The organism is Pedobacter vanadiisoli, from assembly GCF_042684385.1.
Lineage (GTDB): Bacteria > Bacteroidota > Bacteroidia > Sphingobacteriales > Sphingobacteriaceae > Pedobacter > Pedobacter vanadiisoli.
Map to the genome: position 1 here is coordinate 22131 of NZ_JBHULL010000039.1, position 21397 is coordinate 43527.

20 protein-coding genes and 4 tRNA genes are annotated in these 21397 nt (G+C 38.5%); 15 read left to right on the forward strand and 9 right to left on the reverse strand.

Annotated elements, in window-relative coordinates; all coding sequences use genetic code 11:
• The first annotated feature begins 15 nt into the window (after nt 1-15).
• The 3 genes from ACFSR6_RS18855 (at nt 16) to ACFSR6_RS18865 (ending at nt 1949) form a co-directional block, all read left to right on the forward strand.
• Complete coding sequence (locus ACFSR6_RS18855) at nt 16-723, forward strand: LOG family protein (RefSeq protein WP_183764056.1); 708 nt, start codon at nt 16-18, stop codon at nt 721-723.
• Nucleotides 724-929: 206 nt separating this feature from the next.
• Nucleotides 930-1430 carry a hypothetical protein gene (locus ACFSR6_RS18860; protein ID WP_379081758.1) on the forward strand — a complete coding sequence of 167 codons (501 nt, stop codon included), beginning with the start codon at nt 930-932 and terminating at the stop codon, nt 1428-1430.
• 24 nt (nt 1431-1454) lie between these two features.
• On the forward strand, nt 1455-1949 hold the full coding sequence (locus ACFSR6_RS18865; RefSeq protein WP_379081760.1) for a hypothetical protein: 495 nt from the start codon (nt 1455-1457) through the stop codon (nt 1947-1949).
• An 88-nt stretch (nt 1950-2037) separates the two neighbouring features.
• Here ACFSR6_RS18865 and arsC read toward each other — a convergent pair whose 3' ends face one another.
• The 3 genes from arsC to ACFSR6_RS18880 form a co-directional block, all read right to left on the reverse strand.
• Nucleotides 2038-2382 (reverse strand): arsenate reductase (glutaredoxin), encoded by a 345-nt coding sequence (gene arsC, locus ACFSR6_RS18870; protein ID WP_379081762.1) that lies wholly within the window; start codon nt 2380-2382, stop codon nt 2038-2040.
• Between the two features lie 13 nt (nt 2383-2395).
• Entirely contained in the window at nt 2396-2986 is a 591-nt protein-coding gene (locus ACFSR6_RS18875) for a DUF502 domain-containing protein (RefSeq protein WP_379081764.1), read from the reverse strand.
• A gap of 626 nt (nt 2987-3612) precedes the next feature.
• Entirely contained in the window at nt 3613-6072 is a 2460-nt protein-coding gene (locus ACFSR6_RS18880) for a bifunctional UDP-N-acetylmuramoyl-tripeptide:D-alanyl-D-alanine ligase/alanine racemase (protein ID WP_379081765.1), read from the reverse strand.
• 61 nt (nt 6073-6133) lie between these two features.
• Between ACFSR6_RS18880 and ACFSR6_RS18885 the strand changes: the two genes are divergently transcribed.
• The 3 genes from ACFSR6_RS18885 to ACFSR6_RS18895 all read left to right on the forward strand — a co-directional run bounded on the left by ACFSR6_RS18885 (nt 6134) and on the right by ACFSR6_RS18895 (nt 6922).
• Complete coding sequence (locus ACFSR6_RS18885) at nt 6134-6622, forward strand: regulatory protein RecX (RefSeq protein ID WP_379081767.1); 489 nt, start codon at nt 6134-6136, stop codon at nt 6620-6622.
• Nucleotides 6623-6716: 94 nt separating this feature from the next.
• A tRNA-Gly gene (locus tag ACFSR6_RS18890) sits at nt 6717-6789 on the forward strand.
• A gap of 48 nt (nt 6790-6837) precedes the next feature.
• Nucleotides 6838-6922: transfer RNA gene (locus ACFSR6_RS18895), tRNA-Leu, on the forward strand.
• Between the two features lie 168 nt (nt 6923-7090).
• Here ACFSR6_RS18895 and ACFSR6_RS18900 read toward each other — a convergent pair.
• Nucleotides 7091-8062, reverse strand: a complete 972-nt coding sequence (locus tag ACFSR6_RS18900) for an ROK family protein (protein ID WP_379081769.1) — start codon at nt 8060-8062, stop codon at nt 7091-7093.
• A 449-nt stretch (nt 8063-8511) separates the two neighbouring features.
• Here ACFSR6_RS18900 and ACFSR6_RS18905 point away from each other — a divergent pair.
• From ACFSR6_RS18905 to ACFSR6_RS18925, 5 genes are all read left to right on the forward strand, one after another.
• Nucleotides 8512-8587 (forward strand) — tRNA-Gly (locus ACFSR6_RS18905).
• Nucleotides 8588-8651: 64 nt separating this feature from the next.
• Nucleotides 8652-8736, forward strand: a tRNA-Leu gene (locus ACFSR6_RS18910).
• Nucleotides 8737-8964: 228 nt separating this feature from the next.
• Nucleotides 8965-9711, forward strand: a complete 747-nt coding sequence (locus ACFSR6_RS18915; RefSeq protein WP_379081771.1) for a LytR/AlgR family response regulator transcription factor — start codon at nt 8965-8967, stop codon at nt 9709-9711.
• Nucleotides 9712-9958: 247 nt separating this feature from the next.
• Nucleotides 9959-11029 carry a sensor histidine kinase gene (locus ACFSR6_RS18920; protein WP_379081773.1) on the forward strand — a complete coding sequence of 357 codons (1071 nt, stop codon included), beginning with the start codon at nt 9959-9961 and terminating at the stop codon, nt 11027-11029.
• A gap of 488 nt (nt 11030-11517) precedes the next feature.
• A complete protein-coding gene (locus ACFSR6_RS18925; RefSeq protein ID WP_379081775.1) occupies nt 11518-13341 on the forward strand; it encodes a M60 family metallopeptidase in 1824 nt (607 codons plus the stop codon).
• A gap of 168 nt (nt 13342-13509) precedes the next feature.
• Here ACFSR6_RS18925 and ACFSR6_RS18930 read toward each other — a convergent pair whose 3' ends face one another.
• On the reverse strand, nt 13510-13740 hold the full coding sequence (locus ACFSR6_RS18930; RefSeq protein WP_183759705.1) for a hypothetical protein: 231 nt from the start codon (nt 13738-13740) through the stop codon (nt 13510-13512).
• Between the two features lie 248 nt (nt 13741-13988).
• Here ACFSR6_RS18930 and ACFSR6_RS18935 point away from each other — a divergent pair, with 248 nt between their 5' ends.
• The 3 genes from ACFSR6_RS18935 to ACFSR6_RS18945 all read left to right on the forward strand — a co-directional run bounded on the left by ACFSR6_RS18935 (nt 13989) and on the right by ACFSR6_RS18945 (nt 17280).
• The gene (locus ACFSR6_RS18935; RefSeq protein WP_379081777.1) at nt 13989-14672 is read left to right on the forward strand and encodes a phosphatase PAP2 family protein; all 684 of its coding nucleotides are present in this window, start codon (nt 13989-13991) and stop codon (nt 14670-14672) included.
• Nucleotides 14673-16202: an ArnT family glycosyltransferase gene (locus ACFSR6_RS18940; protein ID WP_379081779.1), complete on the forward strand. Its 1530-nt coding sequence runs from the start codon at nt 14673-14675 to the stop codon at nt 16200-16202.
• A 127-nt stretch (nt 16203-16329) separates the two neighbouring features.
• The gene (locus ACFSR6_RS18945; protein WP_379081781.1) at nt 16330-17280 is read left to right on the forward strand and encodes an alpha/beta hydrolase; all 951 of its coding nucleotides are present in this window, start codon (nt 16330-16332) and stop codon (nt 17278-17280) included.
• Nucleotides 17281-17408: 128 nt separating this feature from the next.
• Here the strand turns inward: ACFSR6_RS18945 and ACFSR6_RS18950 are convergent, their stop codons facing one another.
• Nucleotides 17409-17606 (reverse strand): hypothetical protein, encoded by a 198-nt coding sequence (locus tag ACFSR6_RS18950; protein WP_379081784.1) that lies wholly within the window; start codon nt 17604-17606, stop codon nt 17409-17411.
• A 395-nt stretch (nt 17607-18001) separates the two neighbouring features.
• On the opposite strand from ACFSR6_RS18950, the gene ACFSR6_RS18955 reads away from it, so the two are divergent.
• On the forward strand, nt 18002-18976 hold the full coding sequence (locus tag ACFSR6_RS18955) for a Gfo/Idh/MocA family protein (protein ID WP_379081786.1): 975 nt from the start codon (nt 18002-18004) through the stop codon (nt 18974-18976).
• A 57-nt stretch (nt 18977-19033) separates the two neighbouring features.
• Here ACFSR6_RS18955 and ACFSR6_RS18960 read toward each other — a convergent pair whose 3' ends face one another.
• The 3 genes from ACFSR6_RS18960 to ACFSR6_RS18970 all read right to left on the reverse strand — a co-directional run bounded on the left by ACFSR6_RS18960 (nt 19034) and on the right by ACFSR6_RS18970 (nt 21388).
• On the reverse strand, nt 19034-20005 hold the full coding sequence (locus ACFSR6_RS18960; protein ID WP_379081789.1) for a quinone oxidoreductase family protein: 972 nt from the start codon (nt 20003-20005) through the stop codon (nt 19034-19036).
• Between the two features lie 61 nt (nt 20006-20066).
• Nucleotides 20067-20648 carry a Crp/Fnr family transcriptional regulator gene (locus ACFSR6_RS18965; RefSeq protein WP_379081791.1) on the reverse strand — a complete coding sequence of 194 codons (582 nt, stop codon included), beginning with the start codon at nt 20646-20648 and terminating at the stop codon, nt 20067-20069.
• A gap of 158 nt (nt 20649-20806) precedes the next feature.
• A complete protein-coding gene (locus ACFSR6_RS18970; protein ID WP_379081793.1) occupies nt 20807-21388 on the reverse strand; it encodes a peroxiredoxin family protein in 582 nt (193 codons plus the stop codon).
• Nucleotides 21389-21397 lie beyond the last annotated feature (9 nt).

Consider the following 21397-nt stretch of genomic DNA (forward strand, 5'->3'; position numbering starts at 1 on the left):
TTAGAATAACAGTATATGACGAGTGAAGAAAAAATTAGAAGTGCTTTTGAGAACAAAGACTGGCAGGAAATTAAAGTAACTGATTCCTGGCAAATTTTTAAAATTATGGCCGAATTTGTAGATGGCTTTGAAAAGCTGGCTAAAATTGGTCCATGTGTTACCATTTACGGGTCGGCACGCACCGCCCAAACACACCGCTATTACCAACTGGCAGAGCAGTGCGGCAAATTATTAACCGATCGTGGTTACGGAGTGATTACCGGTGGCGGACCAGGTATTATGGAAGCCGGTAACAAAGGGGCGCATACCAACGGCGGTAAATCGGTAGGTTTAAACATCGAGCTGCCTTTTGAGCAGTTCCACAATAAATATATCGACCATAATAAACTATTGGAATTCGATTACTTTTTTGTGCGCAAAGTGATGTTCATGAAATACAGCCAGGGTTTTGTGGTTTTACCAGGTGGTTTTGGTACCATGGACGAGCTTTTCGAAGCCTTAACGCTGATTCAAACAGGTAAAATTGCCCGTTTCCCGATTGTATTGCTGGGGGTTGATTACTGGAGCGGGCTAATTGACTGGATTAAAAATACGATGCTGCAAAAAGAGCATAATATCCACGAAGAAGACTTAAACCTTTTCAGACTGGTAGATACCGCCGAAGAAGCCGCAGAACATATCTTCCGTTTCTATGATAAGTATGTGCTGAAACCGAATTTCTAGGTTATTTCATTGGTTCATTGGTTCATTGGTAATTGGTAATTACTCATTGGTCATTAGTCAATGGTTTATTGGTATTTGGTTCATTGGTCATTAATATTCCAGGATGTTACTGCTAACTGCCAACAAAAAAGTGCTTATAAACAATAAGCACTTTTTTTATGTAACAACAGGAAGAAAATGTTATCTAAAGTAAAAACGCAATTAAGATGTCGAAATTTATCAACTGGAAGAACGATTGGTTCAGCAGGAACTTTCAGCTCTTTGTAGATGGTGCCCAAAAAGGCATGATCACTTTTAGTGCCTGGAGAAGCAATGCTGAAAGCATGTTCGAAGATAAAAACTACCAGTTTGTAAATGAAAATTTTTGGCAATCGAGAACGAAAGTTATCGACCGGAAAACCAATGAGGTGGCTGCCATTATTACTTACGATAGTTGGAAGTCGAAAGCGGTTATCAGTTTAAATAACGGCGAGCAGTATGAATGGAAATCGACAGGCATGTGGAAGAGGCAGTTTACAATAAGCAATGATAAAGATGCGCACATCATGTACAGCTCAGGCAGCAATAGCGGGTCTATATCTTCTGATACAGATAATGAACTATTAATTATTGCCGGTTTGTTTATTAAACAGATATACAACAACCGTGCAGCTATAATTATTGCCTGCATCGTTCCGATTATTACGACATCAACACTACATCATTAATTGCAGATTAAATCCTTTTGTGAGATGGAACAGGTATTAAATTGGAGAAAAGGTTTATTTGATAGTAACTATCAGGTAATCGGTAATGGCTATTTAAAGTTTTCGTTGAATTTTGGCTCATGGAAAAATTCAGCTATTGCCACTACACAATCAGGGATCTACCTTTTAAAAAGTGAAGGCTTTTCAAAACCTGAGACCCGCATTTTAAATAACCAGAACGAAACGCTGGCTACTATTACCTACGATTGGCTGGGATTTAAGGCCAGGGTTGTTTTTGCATCAGGCGAAACTTTCGACTGGCGTTACCAGAACAGCTGGCTAAGCCGCTGGTCGCTTAATAACCTTAAAGATAAACAGATCCTATTCAGCTCATCGGCCGGAAACGGCAATATCCACAGCAATACAGATGATGACATGCTCATATTTACCGGACTTTTTATCCGCGAGTATTATTCGAGGTTATTGTTTGGACTGATCATTTTAGTGATTATCCTCTTTAGCTGCAGAAATATTTTTTAGGCAACACCCTAATGTTATTAAGTTAAATTACGCCTGCTTGTGCCAAGAGTTTACCTTAATGACACTGGACAACCCTTGCATACAAAGTTTAACCTAAAATCTCTTGTATTTTCTCGGTTGGACGGGCAATAACTGCATGATCGCCAGCAATTACAATCGGTCGCTCAATCAATATAGGATATTTAACCATGGCTTCAATCCATTCTTCATCAGTCAGGGTTTTGCCTTTGTAATGTTCAACAAAAACCTTTTCGCCTTTGCGGATCAAATCTGATGGTTTAATGCCCAGCTTGCGAATAATTTCTTTCAGTTCGCCCTTATTAGGCGGACTTTCTAAATAATAAACGACCTCAAAGGCCTTCCCACTATTTTCTAATTCGGTTAAAGCACTACGGCTTTTGCTGCACCTGTTATTGTGATAAATGGTGATCATTTTCGATATTTGTTTATAATCCGCTTACTCCACCGCTCACCACCAGTTTCATGGCATCGGCAGCGGTCATTTTTAAATCAGTAACCTTATTGCGCTGTACAATACACAGCTGGCCTGCAAATGAGTAGGAAAGCGGAAAATAAACCGCTACTTCATCGGGTAAATCCAGTTTGTTTAAATCGTTCTGCGTTAAAAAACCAATCTTCTTTAAACCGCCTTCTACCTCAACCAATACGGGATGGTTAAATTTTTTTTCGTCGCCCACAAAGGCTTCGGTTAAATCTTTTATAGAAGAATAGATGAAATTAAGCAAAGGTAACCTGTGCATCATCCGCTGAAACCAGTTGTACATGGGTTCGGTAACCAAATTGGTTACAAAAATACCTGCCAGTAAAATAATGGTCACAACGGTAAGCAAACCCAGGCCGGGTATGTTCCTGCTTTCGCCGGTAAGCGGATTAACACCAAATATATTCTTTACGTTTAACCAGCTATCAACGGTTGTAACTGCCCAAACCACAATAAAAACACTTACGGCTATGGGTACAACAATTAATAAACCTTTAATCAGATAGTTTAAAATAGCTTTCCCAACTTTATTCATGTTGCAAATTTAGCATTTTTTTTAGTTCATTAGCCATTGGTCCATTAGTTCATTGGCGCAGGGCGTATACGGTGCAACCGCCCGTACCATGACCAGCTCATTACCAATTGTTTATATAAAAACTGCTGTAAACAATCTGCCGCACCATAACTCAATGAACCACTGAGCAACAAGTCAATAGGCGATTTACTATACTAATGACCAATAAACGAATGACCAGTGAACCAATAGGCAATCTGCCATACTAATGACCAATGAACGAATGGCAAGTGAACCATTAGGCAATCTGCCATACTAATGACCAATGAACTAATGACCAGTGAACCAATAGGCAATCTGCCATACTAATGACCAATAAACGAATGACCAGTGAACCAATAGGCAATCTGCCATACTAATGACCCATAAACGAATGACCAGTGAACCAATAGGCAATCTGCCATACTAATGACTAATAAACGAATGACCAGTGAACCATTAGGCAATCTGCCATACTAATGACCAATGAACGAATAACCAGTGAACCATTAGGCAATCTGCCATACTAATGACCAATGAACCAGTGAACCATTAGACGATTTACCATACTCATGACCAATGAACCAGTGAACTAATGACTATTGAACTTATTCATAGAAATAAACCCTTTTAACCCTTTGCGAAATATTAGTCAGGATTTCATAAGGGATAGTATCAATATCTTTGGCGAGCTGCATAATGGTATGCTCCTGATTAAAAACAATAGCCTCGTCGCCCGGTTTTACGTCGATTCCTGTCACATCCAGCATGGTCATATCCATACAGATGGAGCCTATTACCGGCACTAAATGCCCATTTACAAGCATTTTACCTACTCCATTACCAAAGTACCTCGTATAACCATCGGCATAGCCAATTTTTACAGTGGCTATTTTTCCTCCGTTTGGCATGATGCCTTTTCTGCTATAGCCTACGGTTTCGCCGGGTTGCAGGTTTTTTACCTGGGTAACGGTTGTTTTAAGTACCATAACGGTTTGCAGTCCGCGGTTATTGGCCAAAGCAGCATCGAAGCCATACAGGCCAATTCCCAAACGTACCATATCCATCTGGGCTTCGGGCCATCGTGAGATGCCTGAAGTGTTAGAAATATGCAGTAATGGTTTATAGCCTAAATTGTTAACTAATTGATGGGCAATGATTTTAAATTTATCGATCTGTTGCCGGGTAAATCCATCGTGCGCTGCTGCATCGCTTGCCACCAGGTGAGAAAAAATACTCTGTACTTTTACCCTTGCCGAATCTTTTAACAAGTCCAATAAGGCATCAATTTCAGATTGATCGAAACCTAAACGGTGCATGCCACTGTCGATTTTAATGTGGATCGGGTAATCGAAGTCGTAATCCGATAGCGCATTTAAAAAACTGTTCAGAATTTCTAAACTGTAAATTTCGGGTTCGAGCCTGTGCCTGATAATGGCTTCGAAAGCCGATTCCTCCGGACTCATCACCATAATGGGCAGTGTAATGCCAGCTTTGCGTAATGCAATACCCTCATCGGCATAAGCTACTGCAAGATAATCTACCTTATGGAACTGCAATAAATTAGCAATTTCGAAACTGCCACTTCCATATGAAAAAGCTTTAACCATGGCCATGATCTTAACACCCGGCTTAATTTTAGAACGGTAAAACTGCAGGTTGCCCACCATCGCATTCAGGTCAATTTCCAAAACCGTATCGTGTATTTTTTGGGTAAGCAGTTTACTGATCCGGCCAAACCCGAAGCGCCTCGCCCCTTTTACCAATATGGTTTCGTGACTAAACTGTAAACCCGGAAAAGCTTCTACAAATGCATTGGTATCATCAAAAAATTGGGTTTCGAACCTGAAAAGATCAGCATACCGCGAAATATGCGTTCCGATACCGATTAAACGGTTTACCTTTTTTTGGGTAAGTAACTCCGCAATTTCGGTATATAAATCAAGATCATCCCTTCCGGTTTCAAATAATTCAGATAGGATAACGGTTTTTTTAGGATGCTGGTTCTGCTGATTTAAAAAATCGAGCGCAATGGCCAGAGAAGAGATATCGGCACTGTATGAATCGTCGATAATGGAACACTGGTTGATCCCATTTTTCAGTTCGAGTCGCATACTTACATGGCTTAGTTTTTCCAAACGTGCATCGGCCTGTTCGGGGGTATAACCCAAAGCCAACAAAGTTGCCCAGCAGATCATGCCGTTTTCTATTGAGGCTTTATCTTTAAAAGGCAGCATGCACGCTATTTCGGTATTTTGATAGATAGCCCTTAGGTAGCAGTTGCCTTCGATGGGTTCGACAGTCGTGATCTGCAAGTCTGCAAACTGCTTACTGCTCCAACTAAATTTTTTCTTACCGGGCAAATCTTTTGCACTTACCTCTGTTACATATTCGGGTGAATAAATGAATAAATCAGCATTTTTAAAAAGTTTCAACTTTTCGGTAAGCTTTTCTTTTTTAGAACTGAATCCTTCGGCATGCGCTTCGCCGATATTGGTTAAGATCCCTATTTCAGGCTGAATAATATCTGCCAGGCGCTGCATTTCGTTCACGGCAGAAATACCAGCTTCAAAAATCCCCAGGGTATGATCGGCCTCAATCTGCCACACCGAAAGCGGTACACCAATTTGCGAGTTGTAACTTTTAGGACTTTTAACAATGTTAAAATCGGCAGCCAAAAGCTGATAAAGCCATTCCTTTACAATTGTTTTCCCATTACTTCCTGTAATGCCTATGGTTTTAAAATGAAACTGATTCCTATGGTAAATGCCCAGTTGCTGTAAGGCTGCCAAAACATCATTAACCAGTAAAAAATTACAATCGGGATATTGATTTACGTACTTAGCTTCGCTGATCACAAAATTGCGGATATCCCTGGCATAAGCATCTTTTATAAATTCATGCCCATTGCGGTGTGAAGACAAAGCAAAAAACAAAGAATTTTCTGGTACCAAAACTGAACGGCTATCAATTACCAGGTATTGAATAACAACCTCTCTGTCAATTAATTTTGAATCAGCATTTAAAATTTCGGCTATTTTGGCAATGGTATATATTGGGTTTTGCATGGTATTATATTCAGAAAAATACGGTAATCGCTTTTATTTTTACGAATTTCAGTAATTAATTATGAAAAGCAGTAAACAAGACGCAGTATTATTGGATAAAAAACAAGCTTTGGCCAAAGCCGAAAATTTTTGTGTTTACCAGGAGCGGTCGCAACAGGAAGTACGTTATAAACTGGTAGAATGGGGTATGCGTGGTGAGGAGCTGGAAGAAATCATCACCGAACTGATTGTAAACAATTTTTTAAATGAAGAGCGTTTTGCCAAAAGTTATGTATCTGGCAAATTTAACATCAAACATTGGGGAAGGGTTAAAATTAAACAGGGTTTAAAACTGAAAGGCGTGCCTGATAAAATTTTACAAAAGGCAATTTACAGTATTGACGAGGATGATTATTTACTGAAGATAGAGAGATTAGCACTAAAAAAAGCTGAAAGCCTCTCCGAAAATGATCCGTTTAAAAGAAAAAATAAGCTGATGAGCTACCTTCAGGCAAAAGGTTTCGAAACTGATTTAATTTTACTTGCGCTGAAAGCCAGCAATTTAAATTAAATATTAATTTTTTAACAAGAAATTCCTTGACAGATATATAAATCTGCCTATATTTGCATCACCAAAACGAAACAACAACAACAGTTTTGTTTATGCGAAAGTAGCTCAGTTGGTAGAGCACGACCTTGCCAAGGTCGGGGTCGCGAGTTCGAATCTCGTCTTTCGCTCTAAATGCTTTCTTAACAGAAAGCATTTTATTTAAAAGGTGAACACCTGCTCAGATGGTGGAACTGGTAGACACGCAGGACTTAAAATCCTGTGCCCTCAACAGGCGTGCGGGTTCGATTCCCGCTCTGAGTACAACAAAAGAATCGAACAAAAAGCCTTGATGAAAATCGAGGCTTTTTTTGTTTTACCCCCGTTCTAAGACACAATCTTAAAACCATATAAGCAATATAAGGCCACATAAGCCTAACTGTGCTACAGTTCAATAGCCCTCTTATGCAATGAGGGCCATGAAACTAAAATTTAAGTGGTTACGTAATCGAATGCTTTAAATTTTTGAAAAACATTAGCGGCACAGCCCAGCAAGCCTGCTTTATTACCCAATTTGGCCGGAACAACTAATGAATGTATAGAAGATACCGGTACGGCCAATGTTTTGATTCTTCGCTCTATTTCCCTGGTGTAAAAAGCTCCGGCTTCACTGATGCCTCCTCCTATTACAATTTTTTCGGGACTAAAAATGTTAATAAAACTGGTTATTCCTGTAGCCAGGTAATCGAAATGTAATTCCATTGCTTTTACTGCATACTCTTCTCCTGCCAGGTACTTATCTATAATGTACCGGCCATCAACCTCGTCTGTTTGGGGTATACCCGGATGAATAAACTGGTAGTGTTTCAATAATGCTGTTACCGAAGCGTAGGCTTCCAAACATCCTTTTAAACCACACGCACAGGCTAATCCATTGTGCTGTATAATAATATGCCCTAATTCTGTTCCCCTGTTTCTAAAACCGCCATACAACTTATTGTCAATCATAATCGCCCCCCCTATCCCTGTACCAACAGTAAGAAAAACCACATCGCTACAGTCTTTGGCGGCACCATAGGTCATTTCGCCAAGTCCCATTAAATTGGCATCATTGTCCATGATAATATTATAACGGGTTACATCCTGCAAAATTTCCCCAAGGGCCAGTTGTTTAAATCCTGGCAAATTATCTGCACCGGCAATAATTTTATTGTTGTATATCGTACCCGGAAATCCTATTCCAACACCCAGAATAGGTTGTTTAACCTTCGAAGCGCAGGTTTGGATGGCCTCCACAATCAGTGCAATAATTGCACCCTGCGTTTTTGCTTTTTTCAGCGGAATTAATGTGGAATATAAAATTTCACCCTGCTGGTTTACTACACCGCATTTGAGCGATGAGCCACCAACATCAATTCCAATCGCATAAGATTGATCTACGTTGGTATGGTTTAAAGTTATCATTTGTTTAGGTTTTGGTCTTAGTTATTCTGGTCTGCCTGCCATTTAACAATTATAAAACAATTATTAACAAATATCAAAGATTCAAACCTGAACGCGATGAAAAAAGCCTTTGAGGTCAAACACCCTTAGCTGACTTCCTACTTATTTTCTTTGTGGTAAAAAATTATCTTATTGATCCCCGTAAAACAGGCTACAGTATAACATTCAATATCTGCGGTCTATCGGTTTGTGTCGCACCTTACCGAATGGATCTGCTGCTTTCATTTTTATATAATGATTGCCTTTCAAAACACAACAGCGCCATTATTATGAATAACCGTTTAAGTTTATCATCCTCATTTTTAACCAATAATCAGTTTAGCACATTTTTTTTATTTTATTTTTTTGCATTGAAAAGTTTAATTTCTATATTTGCAACCCCAAAGGAACACAGCGAATGTGTAAATTTTGCGAAAGTAGCTCAGTTGGTAGAGCACGACCTTGCCAAGGTCGGGGTCGCGAGTTCGAATCTCGTCTTTCGCTCCACGATGCCTTCCTACCAGAAGGCATTTTTAATTAGGTAACCCGATGGAAATCGGGAAGAACTAAGGCTCAGATGGTGGAACTGGTAGACACGCAGGACTTAAAATCCTGTGCCCTCAACAGGCGTGCGGGTTCGATTCCCGCTCTGAGTACTTAAAGAAACGACCAGAATTGGTCGTTTCTTTTTTTATACCCCTGCCTAATTATTTTCTTCATCCTTATTTTAAGAAATAGATTTTAAGATATAGACCGATAAACCATCTATTCACATCGGCTTATTAATTAATCGCATTAAGATTAATTACCACATCATTAAGCTTTTACATTACCTTATTAAAAATAATTTATTAAATTGCCTTTATCTATTTAAATCTATCTTAATGAAACACTCAATCTCTTGCATCATCATTGATGATGATCCTACTGCAATTAATATTTTACAAGATCATATTGCGGAAATGCCAAGGCTAAAAATCCACCGTACCTTCACAAAACCGGTAGAGGCCTTAAGCGAAATTAGCGCAGAAAGTAATAAACAGCTGATCTTTTTAGATATCGATATGCCTGCTATTTCAGGCCTACGACTCGCCGATATCCTAAAACCTAAATCACATAATATTATTTTTACAACTTCCTACCCGGAATTTGCATTGGATGCTTTTAAAGTCAGGGCAAAACACTACCTGTTAAAACCTTTCAATATAGGCGATTTTGCAGAAGTAGTTAATGAGGTACTTTCAGAATATTACGATGCACAAAGTCTTGTAAGAGAAAATGAGGAAGCATTTTTCCTGCGCACAAATGGCGAACGTGGCAGGCTTACCAAAGTACTCAAAAAAGATATCATCTATCTCCAGGGTTCAAACAACCATGTGCACATTTACACACCAACAAACGATTATTCGGTATATATGACCATTAAAGAAATGGAGGAAAAACTCCGGGAAAATGAGCATTTCTACCGCGTTCATAAATCATACATGATTAACACCTCCTTTGTAAAGGAAATTAATGGGCACAAAATCGACCTTGGAAAGTACGAAGTGCTCATGACCCCACAATATAAAGAGGCATTTATGAATTATATTGAAAGCCAAACCCTTATCTCAAAACGATTAAGGGATTGACATTTGCAAATCTGAATGAGTCGTAAGTGTTGTAATAACGGTCATTGTACTTGTAGTTGGATCACTTTTTTGAAAGCGCAAGCTTGCTGCTTTTTGTGAACGGAAAACAAACGCAGTTTTCCGGGTCGATTTTAAGTCTGTAATTCTTTTCATAGACGAAAATTAGCAGCATCAAAACCGCTGAAAGACCACATTACGTAAAGCAATTATTGACTGTTGTGAAACCGCATTTTAACCTGAAAACAAAATGAAAAACTGGCTAAAAAATTACCGCTGGCATATTATCGCATGGGCTACTTTCATTCTTTATGAATATATACTGATCTCATTAATCCTTAAAATAAATGCCTCTGTATTAAACTATTGTATCCACTACATTATCAATATAGCGCTATTCTATATCCACGCTGAACTGGTATTAGGAAAAGGTTTAAAACCACAAAAACCTGTTTATCTGAGTATAATTATATTAACAATACTTGAAATAGGTTTATATACTGCCACCGTATACCTTACAGACAGATTTCTTTCAAAAGCCACAATAGTTTCTATTGACAAGCTTACGGTTACAGACTGGAAATTTATGTCTTCAACACTTTGGCGGGGAATCTATTTCCTGTTGTTCTCAACAGCTTATTACTTTATTAAAAGTTATTTCCAACAGAAACACAGAACAACAAAACTTGAAAAAGAAGCAATCGAGGAAATGTTAAAACAAAAGCAAATAACGCTCGAATTGGCTAATGCCAAAAATGCCTATCTCAAAGCGCAGATCAATCCACATTTCTTGTTTAACACTTTAACCTATATCTACAACAGTACACATAAGACTGAACCCCGGGCTGCAGAAGCCGTACGGTACCTCTCAAAACTGATGCGTTACGCACTGGAATGTGAACATGGTCCGGAAATTATGCCTTTGGAAGCCGAGATCAGACAGGTAGAAAACCTGCTCCAGCTTTGCAGAATAAAGCAGCCTGATTTATTTATGGATTTTATTTATGATCAGAAAATCGAATCGACCGAGGTAATTCCATTACTTTTACTTACCCTAACCGAAAACATGGTTAAACATGGAAACCTCAGCCAGCCCGAAGATCCCGGAAAAATTATAGTAAAATTGCAGGAAAGGCTCTTTAGTATTCAGACAAGTAACCTGATTAACACAGGCCTGAATGATACAGGTTTCCATACTGGCCTTGAAAACATTCGGCAAAGATTACTTCACACCTATGCAGAAAAAGCACAACTCTCTTTTGGCAAAAGAGGCAAGTATTTTGAAGTATTAATTATCATCAACTTACATGAGGCCTGTTAATTTTTATACCACGTTTTAGTACCTAAACACGAACTCTATATGGATTTCAATTAACTTATTAATATTAATTAGCTTACACCTCTTTGTCTTAGGCCCACCTTCAAAATCAATTGGTAAATTGGATAGACCAATTTGTTGATTTGGTTTTCTTAAATACTAATATCTTTCCGGACAATTCAAAGCTTGCAGTGGCAGCGGGCTATTTATAATACCCCAGTTACCGTTTTCTTAATATCTAAGCAATTAGCCCAAAGCGGAAACACGTTGAGTGGCTACCCTCGTAAACATATGCAGATCAAACGTTTGCGCAGTCTTTTTAATTTTATTTCAATGTAATTATAAATACATTGTATTGACATTTTAAACAGACTTATGTCATTTAGGTTAGGTTTAAACTGGCTAACTAAACAGTACTGCAACAAATTATTACCGTAATCAATTAATAGAATACGGCTAACTGTAAACAAATATTGACTAAAACCTAAAAAATGAAAAAAAAATTATTACTCTTAACCGCTTCGGCGATTGTAGGTCTTTCAGCCTGTAAAAAAACGGCTGTATTAAAAGAAGAAATTGTAAACAGCAAAAAAAACATGAGTGCTTCCAGCATACAATCTCTCACTCAAACCAATGTTTTTAATGTTACAGAAAAAATTAGTGCATCAATTGAGAGAGATCGCTTAAAAAATGGATACTATTTAACCGATTTTACTGCAACTGGTTTATACATGGCTCCAGGTGCTACTTTAGATATCACCGTAGAACAAACCACAGGAACCCGCCTGCCAAAATTATTAATTGGTACTTATTCTAGATATGGCACCTGGAACACCCAGCCCACATCCGTACAGTTAACAGCGGGTACCAATACCATTACCAATGCTGTTGGCGGCTTATTATGGATCAGGTACACCAATTCTACAACCGGCTCTACCGCTAAAGTAACTTTTAATAGCGGTTATCAATACGCTCCATATTACAAACTTGGTGTAACCACCAATTCAGACTGGATTAATCAATTACAAACATACACTACTCCTGATGTTGTTTTAGAGGGTACAAATTGCTTTATTGTGGTATCGAGAACTAAGGCGATACAATACCAGGCAGAAGATCAGCATGCTATATTAAACAAAATTACACAGGTTATTGCGCTGGAGGATGATTTGAACGGCTTAGATAACTCCTTGCCTGCACATGCAAAAAATGTGCATACTTATCTTTTAACGCAACACGAAGATCCGGCCTATTACTTTTTTGCTTACGATTACCGCACGGCTTATATCACCTCAGATGTTAATGCAATTTTAACATTAAGCGCAGTGGGTACCAATGGCTGGGGCTTATGGCACGAACTGGGCCACCAACACCAAATGATGTGGCGCTGGGGTGCTCTGGGTGAGGTTTCGGTAAATCTTTACAGTTTATATGTGCAGCGTACCCTTACCCCTTCTATCAACAGGTTGGTAAACGATGGTGTGTGGCCAAAAGCTTTTACCTATTTAGGAAAACCTGCAGGCACCAAAGATTACAACGGATCAACAAGTTATGCCAATCCTTTAACCGATCTGTTTATCAGGCTCTGCATGTTTCAACAATTAACCCTAGCCTACGGTGATAATTTTTATAGAACCCTGGCAAAGGATATGCGTGTTGAAAATCCAACCTTGGCCAATGATGATGCCAGAATGCGTTATTTCATGCTGAAAGCTTGTAGTATATCGGGTAAAAACTTAAGTACTTTCTTTCAAAAATGGGGATTGAATTTATCTACTTCAGCAGCTACAACTCAAATATATGCAGACATGGCAGCATTAGGTTTACCAGCACCAAGCACTGATCCCTCTACCTTACAAGACAATGTAGCCCCTTTAACCGAATTAAGTAAAACTGGCTGGAGCATAAACGCTTTCAGCTCTGAAGAAACCAGCGGCGAGGGTGCTGTCAATGGCAGGGCTGCTACTTTAATTGATGGTAGCTACAGTACGTTCTGGCACTCACGCTGGACTACTTCCGCAACAAGTTATCCGCATCAGGTTGTGATTGATTTGGGATCTTCGAAATCGGCAAACGGACTAAGTTTAGTGCAGAGAAGCGGTTTAAGCCGCGCGATTAAAAACTTTGAGGTTTTAATAAGTACCGATAATATAAATTTCGTATCAGTAAACAATTATGTAGCTCAAAATGCTGAAGGAGTACAATATTTTGCGTTTGGCAGCACCAAAACATTAAGGTACTTAAAGGTTATTATGAATACCGCACAGGATGGGTTACAGTTTGCATCGCTGGCAGAACTCGGATTATACAACTAACGATTTGATAAAAAGAGGGCCAATATTTGGTCCTCTTTTTATTTACAGCCGTACACATTATCTTTTTGATTGATATTCACAATCGAAAAAATGCTATTAACGGAAACCGTGTTATAATAATGGCCCTGATAAACAGGCTAATAATAAACCAGATAAATCAGTTTTGACTTATAGGTTGTTTACCTCAAAACCGCGGTAACTAAGCATCTCGGCATTATGTGAAACCGTTAAGCGAAGTTTTAATCTGGCAATAATTTCTCTGGCCTGGGCAATATTTCTATGTATATCGTTTATTCCTCTTATTTCGATCCCACCCGGCATGAGTTTAAATTTGCTGGGTTCAAACTTATCAATAAACTGCTGTAGATCTTTGCTAACTTTTATCTGGCTGTTTTGCATAATTAATTATTAATTCTTTGGTTGCAAAGCAACATATAGCGTTTTAAATTATGAGTGGTTTCATATTAACTTATTAAGAAATGTTAACAAAAGACTTTCTTCTGCCTGTAATTGCCAAGGCCAATAATTGATATTGTTCCAATCGATCGGGTAATGAATAACTCAATTATCCTACATGACATAAACATGATATTCGCTTAACTTTCTGATGACATAACCTGTATAATTTTGCTTTCTAAAGAGTATATATGCATACGCTAAAAAGACTGACTAAGCTAAATTGTTATTTTTTTACTGCGCTGGTAATACTGCTGCTGGCAATCATTTTTAATTTTAGTTTTTCAAAAACAGAGGGCTTTCTCATCTTTAATCGCTTTCATACCCGGTGGCTGGATATTTTTTTTAAGTATATCACTAATCTTGGCGATGGTTTAATTAGTATCCTGGTCGCAATAATCTTACTTACCATACGCAAAAAGAAAAAAGCCCTTACAGTGGCCCTAGCTTATATTTATTCAGGAGTACTTGTTCAGGTTGCTAAAAGAATATTTCACATGCCACGGCCAAAATATTTTTTTGAGCAGACTTTATTTCAATATAATCATTTTGTTGAAGGGGTTAATGTGCATGGTCAGAATTCTTTCCCTTCAGGTCATACCGCATCGGCCTTTGCCCTGGCCACAGTAGTAGTTTTGGTTTTCAAGAAAAAAGAAATCTCCTTTTATTGTTTATTCTTTGCTTTTTTAATCGGCTATTCACGTATATACCTGGCACAACATTTTCTTATTGATGTAATTTTTGGAGCAGCGGCCGGTATAAGCTGTGCAATTTTAAGCTATCATCAGGTATACGATCTTAAACTTTTCAGATCAGCAAAGCTTAACAGAAGATACAAACAGCTTAAAATCACTGGTCAGGCCAATCCCATTTAAGTGAAAGAAGTTCCGGTTAAACTTTGGCTTTTTGTAATGGCGATGACGGTGATTAAACTGATCATAGCCTCAACAACATCACTTGGAAACGATGAGGTATATTATTGGACATATGCTTTAAATCTGCAATGGAATTATTTTGATCATCCTCCATTTGTGGCGTGGTTAATCAGAATAACAACGGCCGATCTGTATATACACAACGAATTAGCAGTCCGGATCGGCGCCATCGTATCATCTGCAATCGGTACAATAATCGTATATAAAATAGGTAAATTGCTACTTAATGCACGCGTGGGCTGGTTTGCCGTTTTACTTTATTCTTCATCTTTTTATTGCAGCATCATTGCCGGGACATTTATTTTACCTGATAGCCCTCAGATGTTTTTTTGGCTGTGGAGCATCTTTTTGCTACTTAAAATCGCCAGGTCCATTCATAAGGGTTTACCTTCGCTAAGTCTTTGGTGCTGGTTTGGAGTAGCGGCAGGTCTTTGTATGATGTGTAAGATACATGGCATCTACTTATGGGCCGGCATTATCATTTTCGCCCTGTTTAGCAATAGAAGATTATTGGCACAGAAAGGCATGTATGTTTCCATGTTAATTAGTTTGATAATTATATCTCCATTTCTTATCTGGAATATCAAACATCATTTCATTACTTATACCTACCATAGTAACCGGGTCAGCCTGTTTCATGCCGGTATAAACCCCTTGGCTTTTGCCAGAGAAATTAGCGGGCAAATATTTTACAACAACCCTGTTATTTTTTTTCTGTCGTGGATGGCAGTTTTTAGTTTCATTAAAGCCAAAAAACCTCTTCTTAAAAGAGAAATACAACTGCTATTATGTTGTGCGCTTCCACTTATCAGCACCCTGATTTTTCTTTCAATTTTTAGAGATACATTGCCGCATTGGTCTGGTCCGGCATACAGCTGTTTAATATTCCTTTCTGCATTGAAACTGGAATCTTTTACACCGTTAAGGGCAAAAGTAATTCTTAATGTTAGTCTACTGTTTTACCTATTTGTTGCAGGTACCGGCCTGATCGTAATTAATTTTTACCCTGGAACATTTTCACCGCAAAAGGAACCCATGCATTTGGGTAAGGGCGATCCTACCTTAGATCTGTATGGCTGGAAAGAGACCGGAAGAATGGTCGACTCTGTTTACCGTATGGATAAATCATCAGAAAAAAACAAAACAGCCAAAACTATTGTGATTACAAATTGGTTTCCGGCAGCCCATTTAGATTTCTATGTTTGTAACAGAACCGGTCTGCAAACCTATGGCCTTGGAGAAATATTCGATCTTCACCAATATTATTGGTCTAACCAATACAAGCAGAAGTTAACTATTGGCGACAATGCCTATTATATTGTGCCTTCTAATCTTTACGATGAAAACAGTATAAATTTTATCAAATCTCAATTTAAAAATTGTGAACCACCTATTATTGTGCCTATTTTCAGAAATGATGTTGTTTGCAAAAACATTTTGTTGTTTAAGTTAAATGGTTATAAACAGTAGAAATCGCAGTTATACGCAATTAGATATTGTATAATACGTAATTGCACTTGAGTTAAAAATGCAATAAATTAGCTTAAAAATAAACTGATGCAATAACAGGTAGTAAAAGCCTTTATAAGAATAAATAATGCCAAATAACAAAGTATATCCGCTTAGCATGCTGTTCCTGGCAATTTTATTATGCTCTTTATCTTCAATGGGGCAAATTGTACTCCAGGATAAAAAATATCATGTAGAAACCAGAATATTTTCGCAAACAGATTCAGGTGCCCTGAAATTAGATATTTATTATAGTGGTAAAATAACAGACATTAAGCCCACAGTGCTTTTTGTATTTGGTGGCGGTTTTGTAATGGGCCGCAGAGACAGCAAGTTATTTGATCAATACTTTAACACCTTAATAGCACACAATTATAAAGTGGTCTCTGTTGATTACAGATTAGGGCTTAAGGGAAAAAAATTCCCCAGTCCGTTTAACACTTCTAACTTAAAAGCAGCAATAGATACCGCTACCAGTGATGTTTTCAGTGCAACAGGCTACCTGATCAAAAATGCGAAAGAAATCGGTATAGATACAGCTATGGTCATCCTGTCGGGATCAAGTGCGGGCGCTATTACAGCACTACATGCCGATTACAACAAGCGTAATGCAACAGCCTTATCGGCTAAGCTTCCACAGCTTTTTCAGTACAAAGGGGTAATTTCTTTTGCAGGGGCAATATTAAGTTATCATGGAGCGCCAAAATATACCATACCGCCAGCACCTACCATGCTTTTCCATGGCACGGCCGACAAGCTTGTGCCCTATAATAAAGTGAGGTTACTGAACAGGGGCTTTTTTGGTTCCAAGTACCTTGCACGCACTTTCAAAAAAAACGGATATCCTTATTACTTTCAGTATGTGCAAAATATGGGGCACGAAATAGCTGGTTCTCCAATGGTTGAAAATCTGCCAGATATTTTGTGGTTTATAGAAAACTACATCATCAAAAAAAAGCGTTACTTTATGGAAGTAGACTTTAAAGATGCCGATAAAAAACCCACTTTTAGTATACCGCCGGCTTTAAAAAAGAGGTAGCCCAAAAAGCATTTAGATCCTGTTATTTTTTCTGTTCGAACACGACTATAGTCAAAATCGGTTCAATTACCGGATCATTGCTTCAAATTAATGATAAATGGTACTTCTTGTGCTGTTTTCTTGATGGATCAGTTTTCCTGAGGTCCGCTGCCCTCGCTCAGTATCCTTTCCATTTCCATCATCATCTGCTCAGCTAAACGTTGTTTAGTTTCAATCTTCGACAGGTAAGCATCTGCAAATGTTACTTCAAGTTCATCGATAAGAAAAGCATATTTTGCCTTAAGTTCAATAAGATCAACCTGGAGCTTCTTGGAAAGATTTTGCATGCTGCAAAGTTAAAAAAGGAAGGCCATATTTTTTGGTCAGGATTTTATTTTCTTTTTAAAAAATATCGTAAATAAACAAACCCATTAAAACAATCTCTTAATTATTTCGTTTATATATTCGATTCCGGCGTGGTTTCCGGAATATTTGTTTGGTTAGTTGATTAGGGATCACTCCCCAAGTGGATCCCTTTTCTTTTACATTTAATTTTGGCTACGCTTTCCAGCAGTTTACATCATACAACAGCTAACAGATTACTTTTTTTCACTGCTAAAAAGATTTTCAAGGTTATAAACCATGTCTTTTATTTTTTGTCCATCTAGGGCACCAATTTTCTACAATACAATGCTTTTCCTGACAATATTTTCTAAATTCAAACTTTTAAACGAATGGCATAATGAACGAAATAAGATGGGGAATTATAGGCTGTGGAGATGTAACAGAAGTAAAAAGCGGACCTGCTTTTAATAAGGTAAACTACTCCAAACTTGTTGCGGTAATGCGCCGCGATAGTGCTAAAGCTGCTGATTATGCGAGGCGGCACCAGGTACCTAAATGGTATGATAATGCTACTCAACTGATTAACGACCCTAAAGTGAATGCCATTTATATTGCTACGCCACCCCTACAGCACGAAGCTTACGCAATTGAGGCTCTAAAAGCCGGCAAGCCGGTGTATGTAGAAAAACCCATGACTTTAGATGCTGAAGCTGCTCAACGCATGACTAATGCAGCAAACAAATTAAATGTGAAGCTTTGCGTAGCCCATTACCGCCGGGCTCAACCCATGTTTTTAAAAGTTAAAGAACTACTGGCTGCGCGGGTTATTGGAGACGTCCGTTTAGTCCGGTTAAAAATGCTCCAATCGCAAAACCCCATGCTTATTGCAAAAACAGCCGATAATTGGCGGATTAACCCGGCCATTTCTGGGGGTGGTTTATTCCATGACCTGGCTCCACATCAATTAGACCTGATGACTTATTATTTCGGTGCTGTGAAAAATGCCATGGGTATTGCCACCAGACAGCAGGAAAACACCGGGGTAGATGACCTGGTTTCAGGAAATATCCTTTTCAAAAACGGAGTTGTTTTCGCTGGCACCTGGTGTTTCTCCGTAGCGCCGCAAGATCAGAATGATAGTTGCGTAGTATATGGTTCAAAAGGCCATATCAGTTTCCCGATGTTTGGCCATAAAATTAAGGTCACAACTGATCAATCCACTGAAGAACATGCATTTGAACCTTTACAGCATGTGCAACAACCGATGATCGAAAAGGTAGTTGATTACTTTTTGGGTAAAGGGCCAAATCCATGCAGTGGTGAAGATGCATGGATTACCATGAAATTAATGGATGATTTTACACGGAAGTGAATTATCGATACCTATTTCTGCTAACGGGTATTTAAATTAATAAATACTCGGAAGAATTTAGATGGTTACCACTAAACGTTTGCCATCTTTAACTTCAAGCCCCCAAAGGCTGGAAATGTCAGCTAACTTAACATCAATGGTTTCTATTTTTAATTTGCCAGCCGCTGCCAACTGAAACATTTGCGGTAATATTTCGGTAAATAACAATCCAACCTGTTCTTTGCTCCAGCTACCCAGCCCTGAACCGGTGAGTTGCAGATCAACGCTTCTTAAATTAGCAGCCGATAGCTGAATCAGATCGCCAGACATACTGCCTACAGAAACAAACCTTACCTTATTCGTAAACGCCCCCTGCCCCATTAAGCTGGATAACAAAAGTTCAGCGGTAGTGCCCCAGAGGTAATCGATAATCACGTCTATTGGCTTTTCCTGATGTTGTTGTTTTACCTGTAATAAAAATGCAGCGTTATCGGGCGTAATCTCAATAATTTCGTCTGCCCCAAGTGCCAACAGATTTTGAAGTGTCTGTACATTTCTACCTGTTGCAATTACTTTTGCTGCACCATAATATTTTGCAATTTGTACGGCCACCATTCCGGTAAAGCCAGTTGCACCGTTAACCAATACCACATCTCCAGGCTGGATAGCGGCTTTAAACCTTAAGGCCATGGCAGAGCCAATAACTGCATTGGCCAATGCAGCAGCTGTTGTATCGCTTAACCCATCAGGCAATTTCACCATCCTGCGCTTTTCTATAATTGCTTTTTCCGCCAACATTCCACTTACACCTATCCCATAAACGCGTGTACCATCTTCGAGCATACATACGCCATCACCACCAATTACACGGCCCGCTGCTTTTGGTGCATCGCTCGAATAATGCGTACCTGTCGCTGTGCCCTTATCGAAATGTTTAATGGCAACCGCCTTTACACGCACCAATATTTCATGGTCGTTTTGCGCTACCGGCTCGTTAAAATCTACGTATTGAGGTAATTCCCCTTTTTGATATATTACTGCTGCTTTCATCTTTTTTGTATTTTGTTGATACAAAGTTAGATTTGGCTGAAATGCAGAACGATAACATATGTTACCGATTAACTTTTTTAAGCAGCGCACTTTTTATACGGCTTAGGTGCACCCGGGTTACCCCCAAATAAGAGGCTATATAATGTTGTGGTACACGCTGTACAATGTGCGGCCTTTCCTGTAAGAGTTTTTGATAACGTTCTTCGGGTGTATCCCTGATAAAGGAAACAAACTCATTCATATAATGCACCTGCCGCTCGGCAAGAACATTTAAGATTACATCCGCAAATCCCGGCACCTCACGCAATTCGGTCATTAAAGCATTCACTTTGGTTTTATGCAACAGATAAATAACCGAAGGTGTTATTGTTTCGATGGTAAATAAACTAGGAGTATTCTTCAGAAAACTTTCTAAAGATGTTAAACCTTCTTTTTCAAAGAAAAACTGCACGGTTTTATCATCACCTTGTTTATTTAAGGCCGCACGAACACAACCTTTTTCAACGTAATAATAATGTTGTGATACATTACCCTCTTCCAATAAAATGGTTTTCGCCGGAACCTCTATCCGTTGCTGAAATTCCAGATATTTATCCCAATAAGGATTTAATTGAGGAAATTTATCTTTAAAATGGAAAAGCATCTGTTAGTGTATTCTTACAAATTTAATTTATTCCGGATAGAAAAAGAATCCTGAAGCCATTCTTACCTGCACTTCGGTTTCATACTGCTTATTCCAAACAAAAACACCCACCGCCATTAAGAGCGCCGGGTGTATTAAAGAATGTTTATTAAATCGGCCTAAAGTTTGGAAAGCAAGATTTTTACCGAGGCTCTTTTTTGATAGTTGGGATCGAAATGAACATATTTGATTTTACCTGAACGATCTATAATATAAGTTGCAGGCACAGGTAAGGTATGCCGGGTATTCCCATTGTTATCTTCTAAATTTATCCCATAACCCTTATATTTGGTAAAGGTAGCTTCGTCCATAACGAAATTAACATTATAGGCTTTCATAATTTCATCGTCTTTATCCTGAACGATAGAAAAGCCAGCATTTGTTTTTTTGATGGTTTTATCGATGTTTTCTTTCGTTTCAGGTGTAACACCGATAACATAAGCATCTTTACCGGTTAACAGGCTCAAAGAATCCTGAAGCTCTTTAATGTGTTTGTTACAATATGGGCACCATTGTCCGCGATAAAAAAACAGTACCACCGAGCGGTGCGTTTTGAGCGCATTTTTCAGGCTCACCGTTTTACCGTTTTGATCTACTCCATTAAACAGGGGCGCTTTATCTCCTTCTTTTAAACCTTGTTGTGCCTTTACCTGAAAGGATAATGCAACAATTAAGCCAACAAATAGTATAATTTTTTTCATTTTATATTT